The sequence below is a fragment of the Kitasatospora sp. NPDC056446 genome (genome assembly GCF_042796115.1).
Classification (GTDB): Bacteria; Actinomycetota; Actinomycetes; order Streptomycetales; family Streptomycetaceae; genus Kitasatospora.
The window spans coordinates 1-18,585 of the sequence record NZ_JBHTRF010000074.1 but is presented as its reverse complement, the minus strand read 5'-3'; the positions used below and the strand labels follow the sequence as shown (position 1 = coordinate 18,585).

The following is an 18,585-nucleotide window of genomic DNA, read 5'->3' as shown; positions in this document are numbered from 1 at the left end:
CGACCTGGCGGTCGGCTGCCGTTTCAGCGCTTCCTGTTGGCGCTGACGGTCTCGGTGATGGCGCGCAGCGACTGCTGCAGCGAGCCCATGGTCGCGAGGACGGCCGTCGGCTCGTAGCCGCAGTGGGCCATGCAGTTGGCGCAGCGCGGGTCCCGGCCGCGGCCGTACTTGCTCCAGTCGGTCTTCTCGACCAGCTCCCGGTAGGTCGGCACGTAGCCGTCGGCCATCAGGTAGCAGGGCCGCTGCCAGCCGAACAGCGAGTAGTTGGGGATGCCCCAGGGGGTGCACTCGAAGTCGGCCTTGCCCTCCAGGAAGTCCAGGAAGAGCGGGCTGTGGTTGAGGCGCCAGCGCTGCCGGTTGCCGCCCGCGAAGGCCTTTCGGAAGAGCTCCCGGGTCTGTTCGACGCCGAGGAAGTGCTCCTGGTCGGGGGCCTTCTCGTAGGCGTAGGCGGGCGAGATCATCATCTCGTCCACCTTCACCTCGTCGTTGAGGTAGTCGAGCACCTCGATGACGGTCTGCGGGGTGTCGGTGTTGAAGAAGGTGCTGTTGGTGGTGACGCGGAAGCCGCGCCGCTTGGCTTCCTTGATCGCGGCGATGGCCTCGTCGAAGGTGCCCTCCTTGGCCACCGACTCGTCGTGCCGCTCGCGCATGCCGTCGATGTGCACGGCGAAGGTGAAGTACGGCGAGGGCGTGAACTTGTCCATCTTCTTGCGCATCAGCAGCGCGTTGGTGCAGAGGAAGACGTACTTGCGGTGCTCGACCAGCTGGCGGACGATCTCGTCGATCTGCGGGTGCATCAGCGGCTCGCCGCCGGCGATCGAGACCATCGGGGCGCCCGACTCCAGGACCGCGCCGACCGCCTGGGCGACGGGCATCCGCTGCTTCAGGACCCCCGCCGGGTGCTGGATCTTGCCGCAGCCCTCGCAGGCGAGGTTGCAGGCGAAGAGCGGTTCCAGCTCGACGATCAGCGGGAACTTGTCCCGTCGCTTGAGGAGCTTCTGCTGCATGAGGTAGGTGCCGACCCGCACGGTCTGGCGCAACGGCATGGCCATGGCTAGCTCGCCTCCTGGGGGAGCGTCGAGGATGTGGGGTGGTTCAGGTCTGCGGGGCGGGGCGCGCTCTCCTGCCGGTACCAGTCGACCAGCGCCGGTACGGTCGCCCGCAGGGTCCGCCAGGCGCGCACCCCGGCCGGGAGGGTGCCCGGCCGCAGCAGTTCCCGCTCGGGGGTGTCGACCACCACCCGCAGGACAGCGGCGGGCAGCGCCGGCCGCACCTCGCGCAGCGCGGCCAGGACGGCGGCGGCCTCCATGTCGACGGCGAGCGCGCCCTGGAGGTGCAGTGCCCGCCGCTCGATGCCGCGCACCACGTGGTCGGCGGTGTGGTGGACCCCGGTGTGGACGGTCAGGCCGCGGCCCTTCAGCGCCCGGGTGAGCTCCGACCCGGAGCCGACGGGGTACAGGTGGCCCTCGGCGTCCCGGACGCCGTCCGCCGCGACGACGTCGCCGGGCAGCACGCCCGGGCCGAGCGCGGCACCGAACCCGGCCACGACGACCGCGCCGTAGCCGCCGGGGGCGGAGCCGAGCAGCCGGCGGACGGCCACTGAGGCGCGCCGTCGGCCGACCCCGGTGCGTACCAGCACCGGGGAGCCGCCGGGCGAGCCGCGCCAGTCGCCGCCGCGCAGGGCCCAGACCTCGGGGCCCAGGGCGCAGAGCACCAGCAGGGGGGCGGTGGTCACCGGGCCGCCCTGGTGGTCGGGGTGCCGCCCGGCGTCGCCATGCCCGGGGAGCCGTGGACGTAGCGGCCGAGCGCGGTGACCGGGAAGACGAGCCGGTACAAGTGGTAGTTGATGGAGAAGTCCCACGGGAAGCCGGTGCCGGTGAACTGCGGCTCGTCCCAGGTGCCCTCGGGCAGTTGGGTGCGCACCAGCCAGTCCACGCCGCGTTCCACCGCCGGGTTGGCGCGGCCCTGCGGGCCCTCGTCGGCCGCGAGCAGCGCCATCAGCGCCCAGGCGGTCTGCGAGGCGGTGGAGTCGCCGCGCCCGGCCCAGCGCGCCGGGTCGTCGTAGGAGCGCATGTCCTCGCCCCAGCCGCCGTCGGCGTTCTGCCGGTCCTCCAGCCAGCGCACCGCCCGGCGGATCGCCGGGTGCTCGTCGGGGACGCCGGCCGCGACGAGCGCGGGCAGCACCGAGCCGGTGCCGTAGATGTAGTTGGTGCCCCAGCGGCCGAACCAGGAGCCGTCGGCCTCCTGGTTGCGCAGCAGCCATTCGATGCCGCGCCGGGTGCGGGGGTCGCGGGCGCGGCCGGTTTCCGCGAGCATCTCGACCACGTGGGCGGTGACGTCGGCGGACGGCGGGTCGACGACCTCGCCGAAGTCGCAGAACGGCAGCTTGTTGGGCAGCGTGCTGGTGTTGTCGACGTCGAAGGCGGCCCAGGCGCCGTTCTTGGACTGCATGCCGAGGTTCCACAGCACGCCCCGGTCCACCGCCGCGCCGACCTTGGCCGGGTCGGGGTGGGCCACCCGGCGCAGTGCCAGGACGACTTCGGCGGTGTCGTCGATGTCGGGGTAGGTGTCGTTCTCGAACTCGAAGGCCCACCCGCCGGCCGGGAGGCCGGGGCGCTGGACGGACCAGTCGCCGCGCTTGCGGATCTCCTCGCCGAGCATCCAGTCGACGGCGGAGACCAGCGCCGGGTGGTCGGCGGGGACCCCGCCGTCGGCCAGCGCGATGGTGGCCAGGCAGGTGTCCCAGACCGGGGACTGGCAGGCCTCCATCCAGCGCTTGCCGTCCTCGGTGTGCACGGTGAAGCGGTCGAAGGAGGAGAGTCCGGCCTGCATCACCGGGTGTTCCAGCTCGTAGCCCTCCAGGTGCAGGGCGATCAGCGAGTAGACGGCGGGCGGCTGGATGCCGCCCCAGCAGCCGTCGGCCTCCTGGCGTTCGATGATCCAGCGGCAGGCCTGGGAGACGGCGAGCCGACGCAGCGGGCGGAAGGCCCGGCGGTGGTAGGCGTGCAGCGCCTTGTCGAGGCGCTCGAACATGCCGTCCCAGGAGGTGGCGGGGGCGAGCGGCCGTTCGGGGCAGGGGTCGTCCGGGTCGGTGTGCAGCTCGGTGAGCGGGAACGGCGCCGGGCGGACGGGCCGGTGCGCCGAGACGACGGTCAGCGGGACGATGGTCTGACGGGCCCAGCAGCCGAAGGCGTAGATGTTCAGCGGCAGCCACTTGGGCAGGAAGATGATCTCGGGCGGCATCTCGGGCAGCCGCGCCCAGGGCCACCAGCCGAACAGGGCCAGCCAGATCCGGGTGAACACCCGGGCGGCCGCGATGCCGCCCGCGGAGCGGACGTACCGCGCGGCGGCCAGCATGTGCGGGGCGTTCGGGTCGTCGCCGGCCAGTTTGAGCGCGACGTACGCCTCGACGGTGGTGGAGAGTTCGGGCGGTCCGCCGTGGAAGGTGGCCCAGGTGCCGTCCTCACGCTGCTGGGAGCGGATCCACTCGGCGGTGGCGTTCGTCTGCTCCTCGGTGCGGATCCCGAGGAACTGGCGGAGCAGTAAATCCTCGGCGTCCATGGTGACGTTGGTCTCCAGGTCACCCTTCCACCAGCCCTCGGAGGACTGCAGCGAGAGCAGGTGGGTGGTGGCGCGGGCCAGGGCCTCCCGCGCGTCGGCCGGTCCGTGGTCCGCTTCGCCGGCCGGCAGCCGGTCGGCGTCCTCGGGCTGCCACCGCCCCGTGCCCAGCAGGGCCGGGGGGCGGTCGCCCACCGCGACCGGCTCGGAATCGTACTCAGGGTCGAGCCGGCCGTCCGCGGTTGCTGTCAACGTAACGTCACCTCTCTCGTACCACCACGAATTCGGCGAGTGCGACGAAGTGCTCGCGCACCTCGTCGGTCATGGGCACCTCGTCCAGGGCGGCGAGGGCAGTCGTGTGCTGGCGGCGGGCCTCCTCCTGGGTCCAGGCCCGGCCGCCGGCCTCCTCGATGAGCGCGGCCCGGGCGGCGAGCTCGGGCTCGCCCTCCTCGCCGCGTCCCTTCGGGTCGGCCAGCTGTTCGGCGAGCCGGCGCGAGGCCGGGCCGCCCTCGGCGAGTGCGGCGGCGACCGGCAGGGACTTCTTGCGCTGGCGCAGGTCGCCCCAGTGCGGCTTGCCGGTGACCTCGGTGGCGCCCCAGATGCCGAGCAGGTCGTCCACCGCCTGGAAGGCCAGTCCCAGGTGGTGGCCGTAGCGCTGGAGGGAGTCGGAGACCTTGTCGTCGGCCCCGGCCAGGACCGCGCCGATCGCCGAGGCGGCGGCCAGCAGTGCCGCCGTCTTGCCACCCTCCATCTCCAGGCACTCCGCGACGGTCACGCTGTCGCGCTGTTCGAAGGCGACGTCCCTGGCCTGGCCGTCGATCAGCCTGCGGGTCGCCGTGGTCAGCAGCCGGACGGCGCGGGCGGCGTCGGTGGGGCTCGCGCCGCCGGTCACCGCGGCGTCGAGCAGCACCTCCGTGCCGAGCGTCGCCAGGGCGTCGCCGACCAGGATCGCCTGGGCCGGACCGAAGACCGTCCAGGCGGTGGCCCGGTGCCGTCGGGTCTCGTCACCGTCCATCAGATCATCATGGAGGAGGGAAAAGTTGTGCACCAGTTCAACGGCGACCCCGCCGGGCACCCCCGCCTCCGGCCCCGCACCGGTGGCCTGGGCGGACAGCAGCGCCAGCGCGGGGCGCACGGCCTTGCCGCCGTCCCCCGCGGCCGGGGTGCCGTCCCGGTCGATCCAGCCGAAGTGGTAGGCCGCGACGGTGTCCATCGGTGCGGCCAAACGGGCGACGGCGGCCCGTAGCGGCGGGGTGCAGAGCGTACGGCTGCGGGCGAGCAGCTCCGGCACCGAGACCGGTTCGGCGTGCGCCGTGCCTCCGACGGCGAAGCCGGTGCGTGACTCCACGTGCGTTCCCTCTCCCTCGTGGTGCCGGACCGCACGGGGCGGCCGGATGCCGTCGCTACGGCTGGTGTCGATTCGAGTGGTGCCGGTGGCGCCGGTGCCGACGGTGTCGGTGCGGCCGGTCCGACCGATTCCGCCGGTGCGCTCGACGGTACGCCCGTCGGCTCTGGCGGGCTCTCCGGCAGCGGGGCCCGCCGTCACCGGGGCCACCTCCCGTCGCCGCCGTCCACCGGCACCCGGGTGCCGGTCTCGGCGAGCGCGGCGTCGGCGGCGGCGTGGCCGCTGCGCACGGCGCCCTCCATGGTCGCGGGCCAGCCGGTGGCCGTCCACGAGCCGGCCAGCAGCAGGCCGGGGACCCCGGTGCGGGCCGGGGGGCGCAGTGCCCCGCTGCCCGGGGCCGGGTCGAAGGTCGCGGTGCGCTCGCGGGTGACGAAGAAGTCGAGCACCTCGGCCCCGGCGGCGGCCGGCAGCAGCCGGCCCAGCTCGGGGAGGTAGCGCTCGCGCAGTTCGGCGACCGGCAGGTCGATCTCGTCCTGCACGGCGGACTGCGAGAGCGCCAGGTACTGGGAGCCCGGGTGGGCCCGGCCGAGCTCGGTGGCGGCCAGGCCGGAGTGCGCCGTGCGGTCGAAGACCCACTGGACCGGGGAGCCGAGCGCGGCGAAGAACGGCCGGCGCAGCACCTTGCGGTCGTAGATCACGTGCACGTTGAGGATCGGCGACATGCCGAGGTCGGCCAGCCGCTCCTGCTCCGGGATCGCGTTGGGCGGCAGCAGGGCCGCCGCGCTGTCCTGGGCGCCGGCCAGGACGACGGTGTCGGCGGTCAGCAGCCGCCCGTCCTCCAGGCGCACCGCGTGCTGCGGCGAGGCCGGCTTGAGCTCCGCCACCCGGGCGCGCAGCAGCACCGTGACCCCGGCGCGCTCCAGTTCGGCGAGCGCCCAGTCGTGGTGGATCGCGCCGAGCGGGGCGGCGGCGATGCCGATGTCGGCCGCTCCCGGGTCGGAGAGCAGGCCGGTCTGGAAGACCTTGGCCGCGAGCGCCATCGACACCTGGTCGGCCCGGGCGTTCAGGGTGGCGACGCCGACCAGGTCCCACAGGGCCGCCTGGGTGGCGGCGTTCTGTCCGTTGCGGCGCAGCCACTCGCCGAAGGAGATCCGGTCCAGCGCCGGGTCGGCGAGGTCCAGGCCCTTCAGGGCGAGCGCGCCGCGGACCACCCGGGCGCGGTCGGCCGGGGACAGGTGCGGGTAGCGGGCCAGGCTGGCGGCCAGGTGCAGGGGGACGGGCAGGCCGGCCCGCCGGAGCCGCCCGAGGGTGCGCACCGGGGCGGCCGCGGTGCCGGTGACGGAGAGCACCGGGACGTCCAGGCGGTCCTGCTGGTGGACCAGCCGGGTGGCGCCGAGCCGCTCCAGCAGGCCTCGGTAGGCGGTGCAGCAGCGCAGGTAGACGTGCTGGCCGTTGTCCACGGTCAGGTCGCCGCGCTTGAACGAGAAGGCGAGGCCGCCGAGCCGGGGCCGCCCCTCGGCGAGGGTGACCCGGTGGCCCGCCTCGGCCAGGCGCAGCGCCGCGGTGATTCCGGCCAGACCGCCGCCGACCACGACGGCGGCCGGGCGCGCGGCATCGGCTCGCCCGGTCATCGGCCCTCCCCCTTGCAGTCGCTGGACCGCCCGGAGGCGGTCACTGAAGCCGGTACTCGTTCGGTCAACACGGAACTACCCGCACGTGATTCCCCGCTGACACAGCGTGACAGAACTGTCGCGAGAATCAAGAACGCCCCCCGGCGAGCCCGGAAAGCGCCACGTACGCCTTCTCCCAGCCCGGCAGCGAGACCCGGCCGCGCAGGACCGACTCGGGGTCGGCGGCGATCCGGCCGAGCAGCCGGTGGTAGATCCCGGCCATCGCGGCGGTGCAGGCGCGGCTGCGGCGGTCGAGCATCGGCAGCAGCCGCAGGCCCTCCTCGAAGGCGGCCTGGGCGCGCGCGGCCTCGAAGGAGACCAGGCCGGTGAAGTCCGCGCCGACCGGCGGCTTGGGCAGGGCGAAGCCCTGCTCGCAGCCGAACCGGGCCAGGTCCTCGGTGGGCAGGTAGGTGCGGCCGGTCAGGGCGTCCTCGCGCAGGTCGCGCAGGATGTTGGTGAGCTGGAGCGCCAGGCCCAGGGTGTCCGCGTAGTCCGCCCCGCGCTCGGGGTCGTCGCAGCCGTAGACGCCCAGCGAGAGGCGGCCGATCGCACCCGCCACGCAGCGGCAGTAGACCTTCAGCTCCTCGTACGTCTGGTACTCGGCGCCCTTGAGGTCCATCTCGACGCCGTCGATCAGTTCGTCGAAGCCGCCGAGCGGGATCGGGAAGCGCCGGGCCGCGTCGGCCAGGGCGACCTTGATCGGGTCGGTGTCGTCCTCGGCGACCACCCCGGAGCGGACCTCGTCCACCAGTTCCCGGGTGCGCAGCAGCGCCTCGGCCTTGCGGTCGGCCGGGAGGTCGCCGTCGCCGATGTCGTCCACCCGGCGGGCCAGGGCGTACAGGGCCGACATGGCCAGCCGCTTGGGCTCGGGCAGCAGGCGGATGCCGTAGCTGAAGTTGCGCGCCTGTAGGCCGGTGACTGCCTCGCAGTACCGGTACGCCGCCATGACCTGGGCCGACGCCAGTGGTGATGCCGCCACGCGGGCGTTCACCTTCCCTTCGCGAAGATTGCCGCCGCCTTCGCTGCGAGGCGGCGCTTGTCGGGCTTCGCCTGCCGGGCGAGTACGTCGTACCCGGCGTCCTCGACGGCCGCCAGGGCCGCGTAGCCGCCGGCGGTGAATCCCGCCAGGAGCAGTCGGAGCCTCCCCCGAACCGTACCTACCAATGGTGCGCCGTGATCGAGCAGGGTGCGGGCCCGCTCCGCTTCGAAGGCGATCAGCTCCCGGACGGCGCCGTCGGCGGAGGGGGCGGCGAGGTCCTGTTCGGTGACGCCGAAGCGTTCGAGGTCCTCGGCCGGGAGGTAGATCCGGCCCCGGGCGAGGTCCTCGGCGACGTCCTGGAGGTGTTCGACGACCTGGAGGCCGCTGCAGATCGCGTCGGACAGCTCGATCCGCTCGGGGGTGGAGACGCCCGCGATGGCCAGGACGAGGCGGCCGACCGGGTCCGCGGAGAGCGTGCAGTAGCCGATCAGGTCCTCGTAGGTGGCGTAGCGGGCGGTGGTCTGGTCCACCCGGTTGGCCTCGATCAGACGGCGGAACGGCTCGGGGGTCAGGCCGTGCCGGTCGACCAGCGGGACCAGGGCCCGCATCAGCGGGTGGCGGGGGCCGTCCGCGGCCGAGGGGTGCAGCGCGGTCTCGAACACCCGGTCGAGGTCGTGCTCCAGTCCGTCGAGCAGGGCGAGCCGGAAGGCGGTCTCCCGCGCGGTGGGCGGGCCGGACTGGTCCGAAGGGGTGGCCGGGGGTGCCTGCCCGACCCCGAGCAGGCGGGCGGTGGTGGCCGGGTCGGCGAGGTCCCCGTCGCCGGCGTCGTCGACCAGACGGGCGAAGCCGTACACCGCCATCAGGTCGCCGCGCCACGCCGCGGGCAGGAAGAACGGGGCGACCGGGAAGTTCTCGGCGCCCGCCTTCTCCAGGGTCCGACCTGCGGAACGGTTCACCGGCGTATCACTGGGCTGGGCCGAAGCCGACACTGCTGTCACTCCCCCGTTCTACACCGCTGGGTACCACCGGTCCGACTCGGACACGCGTCCGAGCGCGGGCGCCCCGTCCGGCACACCGCCCACGCGCCCACCAGCCTGACACCGCGAGCCGCGCCGGAGAAGACCGCCCCGCCCGCCGACCGGGGTGCTCACCCCCGCGGCGGCGGCCACCCGGGGTAACCGCGCGGGCAAGCGGCAGGGCCGGTCCCGGAGGTTCCGGAACCGGCCCTGGCGGGGTGCTACGGGCGTTCGCCGCGCTCGTAGCGGCCGACGACCTCGTCGGTGGGACCGTCCATGACCAGCTCGCCGGCCTCGATCCAGATGGTCCGCTCGCAGACCTCGCGGATCGAGTTGTTGTCGTGGCTGACCAGGAAGACCGTACCGGCGGACCCGCGCAGTTCGTCGATGCGGCGCTTGCTGCGCTGCTGGAAGGCCTGGTCGCCGGTGGCGAGCGCCTCGTCGATCAGCAGCACGTCGTGGGTCTTCGCGGCGGCGATCGAGAAGCGCAGACGGGCGCCCATGCCGGAGGAGTAGGTGCGCATCGGCAGGGAGATGAAGTCGCCCTTGTCGTTGATGCCGGAGAACTCGACGATCTCCTGGTAGCGGGCCTTCACCTGGGCCGGGGTCATCCCCATCGCCAGGCAGCCCAGGATGACGTTGCGCTCGCCGGTGAGCTCGTTCATCAGTGCGGCGTTGACACCCAGCAGCGAGGGCTGGCCGTTGGTGTAGATGCCGCCCTTCTCGGTCGGCAGCAGGCCCGCGATGGCGGCCAGCATGGTCGACTTGCCGGAGCCGTTGGAGCCGATCAGGCCGATCGCCTCGCCCTTGTACGCGGTGAAGCTGATGCCCTTCACCGCGTGCACCTCGCGCACGCCGGACGCGCGCTTGCGGCTGATGATCCGGCTGATCGCCGAGGTCGCGCTGCCCTTGCCGGAGCCGGCGCCGTGCACCCGGTAGACGATGTGCACGTCGTCGACGACGACGGTGGGCTCGCGGGCCACCTCGGTGTCCCGGACGATGTCGGTCTTGCTCACGTCGACGTCAGCCACGGCCGTACTCCTCCTCGGCCTTCCAGAAGAAGACGTATCCGATGACGAACATGCCGACCGCCCAGCTGATGCCGTACACCCACTGGTGCGGCGGAAGCGACTGGTGGACGGGCTGGTGCTTGTTGTAGATGATCGGCGCGAAGGCGTGCCGGAGCAGGTCCATGTACACCGACGCCGGGTTGAGGGCCATCAGCGTCTGGATGTAGTGCGGCCAGGTCTGGATCTTGTCCTGGATGCTGAACATCACGCCGGACAGGAACATCCAGGCCCGCATCACGAACGGGATCAGCTGGGAGATGTCACTGGTCTTGGCGCCGATCCGGGCCATCACCAGGGAGATGCCGGTGTTGAACATGGTCTGCAGGAACAGCGCCGGGACGATCAGCAGCCAGGTCTTGCCCGGGGTGATGCCGCTGGCCAGCACGGTGACGACGAGCACCACCATCGAGATCAGCAGCTGCTGGAGCTGGATCACGGTGAAGGCGATCGGGAGGCTGGCGCGGGGGAAGTGCAGCGCACGGATCAGGCCGAGGTTGTCGGAGATCGCCCGGGTGCCGGACTGCACCGCGTTCTGGGTGAACTGGAAGACGAAGACGCCGATGCAGAGCCAGGCGATGTAGGTGTCCGGCGGGAACCCGTTCTTGCTCTGCAGGATGATGCCGAAGACCAGGTAGAAGACCGCGCAGTTGAGCAGCGGGGTCACGACCTGCCAGAGCTGACCGAGCTTGGCGTCGGTGTACTGGGCCACCAGGCGGGCGGTGGCGAAGGCCCAGATGAAGTAGCGCCGGGCCCAGAGCTGCTTGGTGTAGGCGAACAGACCCGGCCGGGCGCCGCTCACCGACAGGCCGTACTTGTCCGCAAGCTGCTTGGCGGTCAGGCCCGCGTCCACCCCCCTCGGGGTCGAGAGGTTGACGGGTTCACTCACTGTCGACACATTCGTCCTTCACGCGGGATCGGTCGGGGCGCGGCCGGTCGGCGGGGTCCGCCGGCCTTGCGCCGAGGGGGATCCACTGGGATCTCGGGGGAGCCGGCCGGTGTGTGGTCACCGGCCGCGGCGATCGATCATTCGATCAGATCAGATGATCGGTGGTCGGCCCAGCCTGGTCAGTTGCCAAACGGTACGCCATCGCATGGGCCGTCGCGGACCGCAGGGTTCGCGCCAACCCGCCCGGAATCCGCCCCACCAGGCCTTCAGCGCCTCGGGCGAGGGGCGGCGGGCCAGGGTGAGCAGGAACCAGGTTCCCAGATAGAGAGGCACCAACAGGGCCGGAAGGTTCCGCCTCGCGAGCCAGACCCGGTTGCGGGCCACGTTGTGGAAGTAGGTGGCGTGACGGGCGGGCGAGGTCGTGGGGTGGTGCAGCACCACGTCCGCCCGGTAGTCGATCGCCCAGCCCGCGTCCGCCGCGCGCCACGCGAGGTCGGTCTCCTCGTGGGCGTAGAAGAACTCGGCGGGCAGCTGGCCGGCCCCCTCGAACACCTTGCAGCGCACCGCGCTCGCGCCGCCCAGGAAGGTGGTCACCCGGGACGAGCGCAGCGGGTCGCTGGCGCGCAGCCGGGGGACGTGCCGGCGCTGGGTGGCCCCGGTGTCCGGGTCGGCGATCCGGAAGGAGACGATGCCCAGCTCCGGGTCGGCGGCGAAGGCCTCGCGCAGCAGCCGGGCCGAGTCGGTGCGCGGCAGCCGGCCGTCGTCGTCCAGGAAGAGGACCGCGTCCACCTCCGCGCCGTCCCGGCCGAACAGCTCGATGCCGACGTTGCGGCCGCCGGGGATGCCGAGGTTCTCCGGCAGCTCCACACTGCGCACGCCCTCCGGCAGCGGGGGCAGCGGGGCGCCGTTGGCGACCACGGCCAGCTCGACCGCGGGGCCCTCCTGGGCGCGGACGGACTCGATCAGGGCGTTGAGCTCGGCGGGCCGGTTGCCCATGGTGATGATCACGGCGCCGAGGCGGAAGTCCTCCGCGGTGGTGGGCGCGCTCATCGCAGCCTGCTCGACAGGACGATGCTCAGCAGGTGCAGCACGGTCTGCAGCATCGCGATCGCCGCCAGGACGACCACCGCGAGGCGGGTGAAGAACAGGCCGCCGTGCACCGCGTCGGCGATCCCCGCCGCGAGGATGAACAGCGAGGCCTCGACCGCCCCGACCAGACGGTGGAACTTCAGCAGGGACGCCGCCCGGCGGGCCTTGGCGACGGTGGACGAGCGCGGCACCGAGGCGCTGTCCTCGACGGCCGTCAGGCCGCTGCGGGCCCGGGCCACGTCCACCAGGTCCGTCTCGGACTTGATCAGGATCGCGCCCAGCGCGGCCAGCGTGCCGAGGAAGGCCCACTCCCAGTGCGAGCCGCCGCCCTCGCGGTGCAGCAGGTCGGTGGCGCGCAGGCCGAGCCCGGTCAGCAGCGCCGCCTCGGACATGTAGTGGCCGACCCGGTCCAGGTAGACGCCGGTGAGCGAGGTCTGCCGGCGCCAGCGGGCCACCTCGCCGTCCACGCAGTCCAGCAGCAGGTAGAGCTGGATCAGCACGGCGCCCAGGACCGCGCCGCCGATGCCCGGCACCACCAGCGCGGCACCGGCCAGGATGCCGGTGACCATCATCAGGTACGTCAGGCCGTTGGGCGTGATCGCCGTCATGGTGGAGAGCACGCGGGTGATCCGCAGCGAGATCCTCCGCATGTACAGGCGCCCGGCCCAGTGCTCGGCGCTGCGGCGCTGGAGCATGCCCTCCGGGTGGATCACCGCGCGCAGCTCCTCGATCGAGGGGCGGCGGGTCAGGTCCACCGGGGGCCGTTCGGCGCCCGTGGTGGAGGGGTCAGCTGTTGACGGCTTGGACATAGTCGGCGTACGCGTCCCTGATAGCGGAGGGGGAGAGGTCGAGGTGTTCAAGGATGGTGAAGCGCCCCGGGCGGGTGTTCGGAGCGTAGTGCACCGCTTCGGTGAACTCCGCTTCGGTGAAGCCGATCTGAGCGGCGGTCACCGGCAGCCCGTGGCTCGCCAGGCGCTCCACGATCAGACCGGTCAGCTCGCGCTCGCCCCGCAGGAAGCTGGCGAACGCGGCACCGAGGCCGACCTGTTCGCCGTGCTGGGCGGACCGCTTGGGATACAGCACGTCAAGGGCATGCGAGATCTCGTGGCAGGCGCCCGAGGAAGGCCGGGTGCTGCCCGCGATGTTCATCGCGATGCCGGACAGTACCAGGGCCTCGGCGAGGGCCGTCAGGAGGTCCTGATCCTGAGTGTTCCCTGGGTGCCGCAGCAGGTTCTCGCCCGCCGAGCGGGCCATCGCGACGGCCAGTCCGTCCACCGGCTCGCCGGTGACCGCGTGCGACAACTCCCAGTCCGCGCAGGCCGAGATGTTGGAGACGACGTCACCGATGCCGGCCGCCACGAAGCGCTGCGGGGCCTGCCGGATCACGTCCAGGTCGACGATGATGCCGATCGGGCTGGGCACCCCGTAGGAGCCCCGGCCGGCGTCGTTGTCCAGGGTCGAGACCGGGGAGCAGATGCCGTCGTGGGCCAGGTTGGTGGCGACCGCGACCAGCGGCAGGCCGACCCGGGCGGCGGCGTACTTGGCGGCGTCGATGATCTTCCCGCCGCCGAGGCCGACGATCGCGTCGTAGTGGCCGCCGCGCATCGACTCGGCCAGGCTCACCGCGCTGTCCAGGCTGCCGTCGTCGACGTTGTACCAGTCGGCACCGGGCAGGGCCGGCTCCAGGCGCCGGCGCATCGCCGCGCCGGAGCCGTTGCTGATCGCCACCGCGATCCGGCCCGAGGCCGACAGCCGCTGGTCCGCGAGGATCCCGCCGAGCGCGTCCAGCGCGCCCGAGCGGATCTCCACGAACAGCGGCGACGGGACCAGTCGGGTCAGTACTGGCACGCGATCTCCCGCGCCTTCGCCAGGTCGTCGTGGTTGTCGACCTCGACCCAGGAGACCTCGCCGATCGGCTGCACGTCGATCCGCAGGCCGCGGTTGACCATCTCCTGGTAGCCGTCCTCGTAGTACAGCTGCGGGTCGCGCTCGTAGGTGGCGCGCAGCGCGTCGGTCAGGTCGGCGGCCGCGGACGGGTTGATCACCGTGACGCCGATGTACTCGCCGCTGGCCTCGGACGGGTCCATCAGCTTGGTGATGCGGCGCATGCCGGCGGCCGGGTCGACGACGACCTTCATCTCCTCGTCGGCGAGCTTCTTCACCGTGTCGAGGGCCAGCAGGATGCCGGGGGCGGTGCCGGCCTCGGCCAGGCGCCGGTTGCCCTCCAGCATGGTGCGCTGGACCGAGACGGGGTGGACGGTGTCGCCGTTGGCCAGCAGCAGGCCCTCGGAGAACAGCTCGCGGGCGCACCAGAGCGAGTACGCGTTGTTCCACTCCTCGGCCTTGTCGTTCTCGACCAGGTGGAGCTTGACGCCGTACTTGCTCTCCAGGGCGTCCTTGCGGTCGTACACCGCCTCCTTGCGGTAGCCGACGACGATCGCGGCGTCCCGCAGACCGACCTCGGCGAAGTTGCCGAGGGTGAGGTCCAGGACGGTCCGCTCCCCGTCGACCGGCACCAGTGCCTTGGGCAGGGTGTCGGTGTACGGGCGCAGCCGGCGGCCGGCGCCGGCTGCCAGAACGAGGCCGATCATGCGGGGTCTCCTGATCCGTCGTGCTGTGCGCGCGGGCCGTGCCGAAGGGCGGGCGCTGCTTCGCCGGACCGGTGTGCGACCGGACCGGGCAGCGGCGCGCCGGTGCCGGCACGGATCCGGGCACCGTGTCGTATGTGATGGTAGGCGACTTGGGCGACCTGCCCGAACGCGCCCGGAGACGGGGCGGTGACGGAGAGGTGGCCGGCGCTCGACACCCGGTTCACGCGGGCGGTCGGGCCGGGGCCCGCGCGGGCGCTCACGCGGGCGGTCGGGCCGGGTCGCCCGGAGCGTCGAACGGTCCCCGAACGCCCGTCGAACGGTTCTGCGACGATCGTGACCCTTACGGGCGCTTCTCTGACCCGTCTCTGCACGGTTTTCGACTCCTCCGGGTCATGATCCGCCCGGTTGTGCGTGGGACCCCAACCCGGTGCCACCCATACGGCAGACTGGAGCCCGACGCCGGCGCCGGTGCCCCCGCTGCGTCCGCCGCGCGCCGCCCGGTGCGCCGGACGCACCCGATGCTCCCGTTGCTCCCGCTCCCGGAAAGAGGCCCCATGCCGCAGAGTCCGCCGACCGACCAGACGCACTTCGACGCCGAGATCGACACCGGCCTCGACGTCGAGGCCGATGTGACGACCGCACCACAGGCCGGTTCGGCCCCCGGTGCCGAGATCCTCCTGGAACTGGTCGACGACGAGGGCGTCACGATCGGCACCGCCGAGAAGCACTGGGCCCACCAGCAGCCGGGCCGGCTGCACCGCGCCTTCTCGGTGTTCCTCTTCGACCGCCAGGGCCGCCTGCTGCTCCAGCGCCGGGCCCTCGGCAAGTACCACTCCCCCGGCGTCTGGTCGAACACCTGCTGCGGCCACCCGTACCCGGACGAGGCGCCCTTCGTCGCCGCCGCCCGGCGCACCACGGAGGAGCTCGGCATCGCCCCGGCCCTGCTCTGCGAGGCCGGCACCGTCCGCTACGACCTGCCCGACGAGGCCTCCGGGCTGATCGAGCGGGAGTGGAACCACCTCTTCGTGGGGCTGGCCACGGCACCGGTCGAACCGAACCCGGACGAGGTGGACGACTACGCCTTCGTGACCGCGCAGGAGCTGCGGGAGCTGCGGGCCGAGCGGCCGTTCTCCGTCTGGTTCGAGACGGTGTTCGAGGCCGCGCTGCCGGGGATCCGGGAGATCGCCGGGCGGGACTGGTAGCCGGTGCGCCGTTCCGGCCGCTCGGGCCGCTCCGGTCGTTCCGGCCGCCCGGGTACCGTCTTCGGTCGCCCGGGTGCCGTCTCCGGCCGGGCCTGCCGCCCGGTCAGCGATCGGGCTCCGGGGGGACGGGCAGCGAGGCCCAGATGACCTTGCCGCCCTCCCCCGTCCGCTCGACGTCGCACACCCCGCCGGCCTGCAATGTGACGCTCTTCACCAGCAGCAGGCCGCGCCCGCCGGTGCGCCCGGTGTCGCTCTCCAGCGCCTTCGGCCGGTACGGGTCGCCGTCCTCGACCGACACCCGCACCCAGCCGCCGCGCACCGACAGCTCGGTGACCACCTCCGGCGACAGCTCGGCCGCGTGCGTCACCGCGTTGCTCACCAGCTCCGAGACGATCAGCAGCAGGTCGTCCACCAGCTCCTGGTAGCGCACCCCGCCCATGCCCTGGGCCAGCAGCCGGTCGCGCACCGCGTGCCTGGTGCGCGGCACCGAGGCTTCCGTGGCGGGCACCGGGAAGCGCCACACGCCCTCGGCCGGGCCTCCGGGCGGACAACCGCCTGTCGGGCCGTCGGGCCCGGCGTCCTCGCCCGGCTCGTCCCCCGGCCTGCCGCGTCTCGGTTCGGCCTCCGCCGTCCCGCTGATCTGCTCCACGTCCAGCCGCCCTTCGTCCGCGACCCGGGAATCAGGCGATCCGCTCATGGCGCCCTCGGTCCACAGAGGCTAGGAGAGCGGCTGCGGCGGCTGTGGCACCGTCGACAAGTTGCCCGTGTCGGACCGTTTCCGGCCGGAACCGATCGCGAGCGGTGGTGGAGTCGACCGGTTCCTTCGCGGTCGCCACCGCTTCGGGCGGGGTTCGAGCGCGTTCACCAGCCGTACCAACCTCTGCCGGCCCGGGGACGGCCCGGGAAGGCCCGGCAGGGCGGCCGGGCGGGGCCGACGGGGCGGCGGGGGCGGGACGGCCATGGGCGGGCCCGGCGGGGGGCGGGCCCGGCGCGGACCCGAGGAAACGCAGGTGAGAAGCACTCCAGAACCCTGGTAATGTTCTCTCTGTCGCCGAGGGGGCGAGAGAAAAACCCCCGAAGCACACACCCTGTCCGGGTGGCGGAATGGCAGACGCGCTAGCTTGAGGTGCTAGTGCCCTTTATCGGGCGTGGGGGTTCAAGTCCCCCCTCGGACACAAAAGATTTCCCCGTGGGATCCGAAAGGAACCCGCGGGGAATTTCCTTTTTCCCGGCCGGTTTTCGACCGTCCCCCGCACCCCCACCCCCCGTGGCGGTGTGGCGCCGGTCTCTCCGCGCGGGCCCACCGGTCCGGAAAGCGGACACGAGATGGCAACGATCGAACGGTTTGAGCTTCCCCTGAGGTATTCGCCCGTTTTCGGACCATAAGCTGCTGTGCGTTTGTCCGGAATAGCGACGCAAAATCTCAAAAACACCGACACCACCCGATGAACCCCGAGCGAGAGGACCGATACGTTGAGTGAGCCCGAAGCGCCGACGGCATCACACCAGAACTACCGCCGATCGCTCGGCACCATCAGCCTGACCGCGGTCGGGCTGGGATCGATCATCGGATCCGGGTGGCTCTTCGGTGCCGAGCGGGCCGCCAGGCTCGCCGGACCGGCCTCGATCCTGGCCTGGGTGATCGGCGCCGCGGTGGCGCTCACCATCGCGCTGACCTACAGCGAGCTGGGCTCGATGTTCCCCAAGGCCGGCGGCATGGTCCGGTACGGCCAGTACTCGCACGGCTCGCTGGCCGGCTACCTGGCCGCCTGGGCCAACTGGATCGCCATCGTCTCGGTCATCCCCGGCGAGGCCACCGCCTCCGTCCAGTACATGAGCTCCTGGCACTTCGACTGGGCGAAGGGGCTGTACGACGGCAAGGAGCTGACCCTCAGCGGCGTGGCGCTCGCCAGTGTGCTGCTCCTGGTCTACTTCGCCCTGAACTGGTTCGCGATCACGCTGTTCGCCAAGACCAACACGGCGATCACCGTCTTCAAGGTCGTCGTGCCGACGCTGACCGCCGGTGCGCTGCTCCTCGCGCACTTCGACACCTCCCACTTCACCGACCACGGCGGCTTCGCGCCGAACGGCTGGAGCGCGGTGTTCACCGCCGTCGCGGTCTCCGGCATCGTCTGGGCGTTCAACGGCTTCCAGTCCCCGCTCAACCTGGCCGGCGAGGCCCGCAACCCCGGCAAGTCGCTGCCGAAGGCCGTCATCGGCTCGATCCTGATCGCCCTGGTGATCTACGTCGCGCTGCAGATCGCCTTCCTCGGCGCCATCCCCGCCGCCGACCTGTCGAACGGCTGGAGCAGCCTCTCCTACACCTCGCCGCTGGCCGACCTGGCCATCGCCTGGGGCATCAACTGGCTCGCGATCGTGCTGTACGCGGACGCCTTCGTCTCGCCGTCCGGCACCGGCATGATCTACGCCGCCACCACCTCGCGCATGATCCACGGCGTGCAGGAGAACGGCCACCTCCCGAAGATCTTCGGCAGGGTCGACGCCAAGACCGGCATCCCGCGCCCCGCGCTGGTGCTCAACCTGGTGGTCGCCTTCCTGTTCCTCGCGGTCTTCCGCGGCTGGGGCTCGCTGGCCGAGATCGTCTCGGTGGCCACCGTGATCTCGTACATCACCGGCCCGGTCGCCGTGATGGCGCTGCGCCGCCTCGCCCCCGACCTGAACCGCCCGGTCCGGCTCCGGGCCATGCCGGTCATCGCCCCGGTCGCGATGGTCTTCGGCTCGCTGGTGCTGTACTGGGCCCGCTGGCCGCTCACCGGCAAGGTCATCCTGCTGATGGCCGCCGGTCTGCCGATCTGGGCCTGGTACGAGCTGCGCAAGTCGTTCGCCGAGCTGAAGCCGCACCTCAAGGCGGGCGCCTGGATGGTCGCCTACCTGTTCGTGATGGCCGGTGTCTCCTGGGCGGGCAGCAGCGACTTCGGCGGGCACGGCTACCTGCCCGAGGGCTGGGACCTGCTGATCGTGGCCGCGATCGCGCTCGCGTTCTACTACTGGGGCGTCGCCAGCGCCTGGGCCAACCCCTCGCTGGCCGCCGTCCGGCAGGAACTGGCGGACGAGGCGGCCGCTCCGGCCCCCGCCGAGGCGGGCGAGCCCTCGCGGGTCTGATCCCGCCGGTCTGAACCCGCGTCCGCGCCGAAGGGCCGGTCGGTACTCCCTGTGTC

General features: G+C 72.5%; 16 protein-coding genes and 1 tRNA gene. 3 read left to right on the top strand and 14 right to left on the bottom strand.

Features of this window, described 5'->3' with window-relative positions:
- Positions 1 to 23 precede the first annotated feature (23 nt).
- The 13 genes from hpnH to ACFQ6N_RS32250 form a co-directional block, all read right to left on the bottom strand.
- On the bottom strand, positions 24 to 1,052 hold the full coding sequence (gene hpnH, locus ACFQ6N_RS32310) for an adenosyl-hopene transferase HpnH (RefSeq protein ID WP_380656859.1): 1,029 nt from the start codon (positions 1,050 to 1,052) through the stop codon (positions 24 to 26).
- A gap of 2 nt (positions 1,053 to 1,054) precedes the next feature.
- Positions 1,055 to 1,735 carry a 1-hydroxy-2-methyl-2-butenyl 4-diphosphate reductase gene (locus ACFQ6N_RS32305; RefSeq protein ID WP_380656857.1) on the bottom strand — a complete coding sequence of 227 codons (681 nt, stop codon included), beginning with the start codon at positions 1,733 to 1,735 and terminating at the stop codon, positions 1,055 to 1,057.
- Positions 1,732 to 3,690: a squalene--hopene cyclase gene (gene shc / locus ACFQ6N_RS32300; protein WP_380656919.1), complete on the bottom strand. Its 1,959-nt coding sequence runs from the start codon at positions 3,688 to 3,690 to the stop codon at positions 1,732 to 1,734. The genes ACFQ6N_RS32305 and shc overlap by 4 nt, the downstream gene beginning before the upstream one ends.
- Positions 3,691 to 3,817: 127 nt before the next feature.
- A complete protein-coding gene (locus ACFQ6N_RS32295; RefSeq protein ID WP_380656855.1) occupies positions 3,818 to 4,906 on the bottom strand; it encodes a polyprenyl synthetase family protein in 1,089 nt (362 codons plus the stop codon).
- A 194-nt stretch (positions 4,907 to 5,100) separates the two neighbouring features.
- A complete protein-coding gene (gene hpnE / locus ACFQ6N_RS32290) occupies positions 5,101 to 6,534 on the bottom strand; it encodes a hydroxysqualene dehydroxylase HpnE (protein WP_380656853.1) in 1,434 nt (477 codons plus the stop codon).
- 127 nt (positions 6,535 to 6,661) lie between these two features.
- Positions 6,662 to 7,519 (bottom strand): presqualene diphosphate synthase HpnD, encoded by an 858-nt coding sequence (gene hpnD, locus ACFQ6N_RS32285; protein WP_380656916.1) that lies wholly within the window; start codon positions 7,517 to 7,519, stop codon positions 6,662 to 6,664.
- A 41-nt stretch (positions 7,520 to 7,560) separates the two neighbouring features.
- Entirely contained in the window at positions 7,561 to 8,508 is a 948-nt protein-coding gene (gene hpnC, locus ACFQ6N_RS32280) for a squalene synthase HpnC (protein ID WP_380656850.1), read from the bottom strand.
- A 281-nt stretch (positions 8,509 to 8,789) separates the two neighbouring features.
- The gene (locus tag ACFQ6N_RS32275; RefSeq protein WP_380656847.1) at positions 8,790 to 9,599 is read right to left on the bottom strand and encodes an ABC transporter ATP-binding protein; all 810 of its coding nucleotides are present in this window, start codon (positions 9,597 to 9,599) and stop codon (positions 8,790 to 8,792) included.
- Positions 9,592 to 10,533 carry an ABC transporter permease gene (locus ACFQ6N_RS32270; RefSeq protein ID WP_380656844.1) on the bottom strand — a complete coding sequence of 314 codons (942 nt, stop codon included), beginning with the start codon at positions 10,531 to 10,533 and terminating at the stop codon, positions 9,592 to 9,594. Before ACFQ6N_RS32270 ends, ACFQ6N_RS32275 begins: the two co-directional genes overlap by 8 nt.
- A gap of 141 nt (positions 10,534 to 10,674) precedes the next feature.
- Positions 10,675 to 11,574 carry a glycosyltransferase family 2 protein gene (locus ACFQ6N_RS32265; protein ID WP_380656841.1) on the bottom strand — a complete coding sequence of 300 codons (900 nt, stop codon included), beginning with the start codon at positions 11,572 to 11,574 and terminating at the stop codon, positions 10,675 to 10,677.
- Positions 11,571 to 12,308, bottom strand: coding sequence for a CDP-alcohol phosphatidyltransferase family protein (locus ACFQ6N_RS32260; protein ID WP_380656914.1), 738 nt, complete (start codon positions 12,306 to 12,308; stop codon positions 11,571 to 11,573). The genes ACFQ6N_RS32265 and ACFQ6N_RS32260 overlap by 4 nt, the downstream gene beginning before the upstream one ends.
- A 91-nt stretch (positions 12,309 to 12,399) precedes the next feature.
- Positions 12,400 to 13,461, bottom strand: coding sequence for an iron-containing alcohol dehydrogenase family protein (locus ACFQ6N_RS32255; protein ID WP_380656838.1), 1,062 nt, complete (start codon positions 13,459 to 13,461; stop codon positions 12,400 to 12,402).
- The gene (locus tag ACFQ6N_RS32250; RefSeq protein ID WP_380656835.1) at positions 13,449 to 14,204 is read right to left on the bottom strand and encodes a sugar phosphate nucleotidyltransferase; all 756 of its coding nucleotides are present in this window, start codon (positions 14,202 to 14,204) and stop codon (positions 13,449 to 13,451) included. The genes ACFQ6N_RS32255 and ACFQ6N_RS32250 overlap by 13 nt, the downstream gene beginning before the upstream one ends.
- 554 nt (positions 14,205 to 14,758) lie before the next feature.
- Here ACFQ6N_RS32250 and idi point away from each other — a divergent pair.
- Positions 14,759 to 15,406 carry an isopentenyl-diphosphate Delta-isomerase gene (gene idi, locus ACFQ6N_RS32245; RefSeq protein ID WP_380656831.1) on the top strand — a complete coding sequence of 216 codons (648 nt, stop codon included), beginning with the start codon at positions 14,759 to 14,761 and terminating at the stop codon, positions 15,404 to 15,406.
- A gap of 103 nt (positions 15,407 to 15,509) precedes the next feature.
- Here idi and ACFQ6N_RS32240 read toward each other — a convergent pair whose 3' ends face one another.
- Positions 15,510 to 16,103, bottom strand: coding sequence for an ATP-binding protein (locus ACFQ6N_RS32240; protein ID WP_380656828.1), 594 nt, complete (start codon positions 16,101 to 16,103; stop codon positions 15,510 to 15,512).
- Positions 16,104 to 16,496: 393 nt separating this feature from the next.
- Between ACFQ6N_RS32240 and ACFQ6N_RS32235 the strand changes: the two genes are divergently transcribed.
- Together ACFQ6N_RS32235 and ACFQ6N_RS32230 are read left to right on the top strand one after the other, a co-directional pair.
- A tRNA-Leu gene (locus ACFQ6N_RS32235) sits at positions 16,497 to 16,581 on the top strand.
- Between the two features lie 298 nt (positions 16,582 to 16,879).
- On the top strand, positions 16,880 to 18,529 hold the full coding sequence (locus tag ACFQ6N_RS32230) for an APC family permease (RefSeq protein WP_380656825.1): 1,650 nt from the start codon (positions 16,880 to 16,882) through the stop codon (positions 18,527 to 18,529).
- Positions 18,530 to 18,585 lie beyond the last annotated feature (56 nt).

Coding starts and splice junctions, on each gene's coding strand:
- hpnE (WP_380656853.1), bottom strand. CDS start 6,534: ATGACCGGGCGAGCCGATGCCGCGCGCCCGGCCGCCGTCGTGGTCGGC.
- ACFQ6N_RS32250 (WP_380656835.1), bottom strand. CDS start 14,204: ATGATCGGCCTCGTTCTGGCAGCCGGCGCCGGCCGCCGGCTGCGCCCG.
- idi (WP_380656831.1), top strand. CDS start 14,759: ATGCCGCAGAGTCCGCCGACCGACCAGACGCACTTCGACGCCGAGATC.
- ACFQ6N_RS32260 (WP_380656914.1), bottom strand. CDS start 12,308: ATGCTCCAGCGCCGCAGCGCCGAGCACTGGGCCGGGCGCCTGTACATG.
- ACFQ6N_RS32240 (WP_380656828.1), bottom strand. CDS start 16,103: ATGAGCGGATCGCCTGATTCCCGGGTCGCGGACGAAGGGCGGCTGGAC.
- ACFQ6N_RS32265 (WP_380656841.1), bottom strand. CDS start 11,574: ATGAGCGCGCCCACCACCGCGGAGGACTTCCGCCTCGGCGCCGTGATC.
- hpnH (WP_380656859.1), bottom strand. CDS start 1,052: ATGGCCATGCCGTTGCGCCAGACCGTGCGGGTCGGCACCTACCTCATG.
- hpnD (WP_380656916.1), bottom strand. CDS start 7,519: ATGGCGGCGTACCGGTACTGCGAGGCAGTCACCGGCCTACAGGCGCGC.